At 40.3% G+C, this 1,523-nt stretch carries 1 protein-coding gene; it reads left to right on the forward strand.

Annotation, left to right across the window (positions count from 1 at the left end):
* The first annotated feature begins 290 nt into the window (after positions 1-290).
* Entirely contained in the window at positions 291-1,307 is a 1,017-nt protein-coding gene (locus tag EXZ60_RS18825) for a GGDEF domain-containing protein (protein WP_017045993.1), read from the forward strand.
* Positions 1,308-1,523: the final 216 nt, after the last annotated feature.

The following is a 1,523-nucleotide window of genomic DNA, read 5'->3' on the forward strand; positions in this document are numbered from 1 at the left end:
CATTAATTATGTTTAGAGCTTGAGAAACATCCATAAAAAAATCCAAGTGCATTAAATACACTTGGATTTTGACAGCTCTGAAGGATCGTTCAACCGATCACTTTGGCCTTAACTGATCGGCATTACTACTATGTCTGTCTATTGTGTTTGATCTACATCAAGAATCGATTGTTCACCGTAAATAAAAATTCAACTTCAAACTTTAGTTGCATTTTTTTAGCGCATAACTTTGGGATATCCGCTAATCTTAGCGGTATGAATATCTGTGACTGTCTATTAATTTTACGATAATGACCAGCGACGACTTTAAGAGATCTACAGCCAATTTAAAAAAAGCAGTACCGTTGATGATGAAAAATCATGTGGCGGCGACACCTGCTAACTATGCACTTTGGTATACCTATGTTGACAATGCCATACCTCAACTCAATCGAGAACTCGATTCTGTATTGGAAAACTTTGGCCTTTGTCCTCCCGCGGCAAGCTCTCAACTCTATAACAGCTATGTCGCATCGCGCTCTGAAACCAGTTTAAGCACGCTACGCAACAATATTGAAGTGTTAGTCAATGAAGTCGCAAGTTCAATGTCAGATACCCTAACCGATACCAGCGAATTTGCCAGAGTGATTGATAAAAGTTTTAGTGAATTAGAACGAGTCGAAAACGATGATTTATCGATCGAAGAGGTGATGAAAGTGGTTCGCCAATTGGTCACTGAATCGCGAGATATTCGCCATTCAACTCAGTTTTTAAATGGTCAACTTAATAGTGCCAGTAAAGAAATTCATCGACTGAAAGAGCAGCTTGCCGAGGTGCAAAAAGAGGCTTTATTCGATGGATTGTCCGGTTTATATAACCGCCGTTCGTTCAATGATGATCTCTTTACCCTAATAAGCGCGCAGCAACCAATAAGCCTGATCTTATTAGATATCGATCACTTCAAATCTTTTAATGACAATTATGGCCACCTATTTGGTGACACCGTCATCAAAGGCATCGCTAAAAAGCTTCAGAGTAGCTGTCGAGATGGCATTACCGCCTACCGATTTGGCGGCGAAGAGTTCGTTTTAATTGTTCCAAATAAAACACTGCGCATTGCCAGACAGTTTGCAGAATCACTGCGCCGTTCGATAGAAAAAATGAGCGTGAAGGATCGCCGTTCAGGAAACCAAGTTGGTAATATTACCGCCTCTTTTGGTGTGACAGAATTACAACTAGGTGATACGTCCGAGTCTTTGATAGAAAGAACCGATAAACTGCTCTATGAAGCAAAACAATTAGGCCGCAACCGTGTTATGCCGCTTTAATCGCTTCAACCTCTTATGGGTAGCTGAAAAGCAATCACAATTTCCATAAACCTCAATTTATGGATAGAAAAGTAAAAGGGGCGCCACGCCCTAATGCCGATCAGTTAAGGCCAAAGTGATCGGTTGAACGATCCTTCAGAGCTGTCAAAATCCAAGTGTATTTAATGCACTTGGATTTTTTTATGGATGTTTCTCAAGCTCTAAACATAATTAATG

The sequence above is a fragment of the Vibrio sp. 1151_11 genome (assembly GCF_029478525.1).
In the GTDB taxonomy this organism is placed as follows: domain Bacteria; phylum Pseudomonadota; class Gammaproteobacteria; order Enterobacterales; family Vibrionaceae; genus Vibrio; species Vibrio anguillarum.

Coding starts and splice junctions, on each gene's coding strand:
- EXZ60_RS18825 (WP_017045993.1), top strand. CDS start 291: ATGACCAGCGACGACTTTAAGAGATCTACAGCCAATTTAAAAAAAGCA.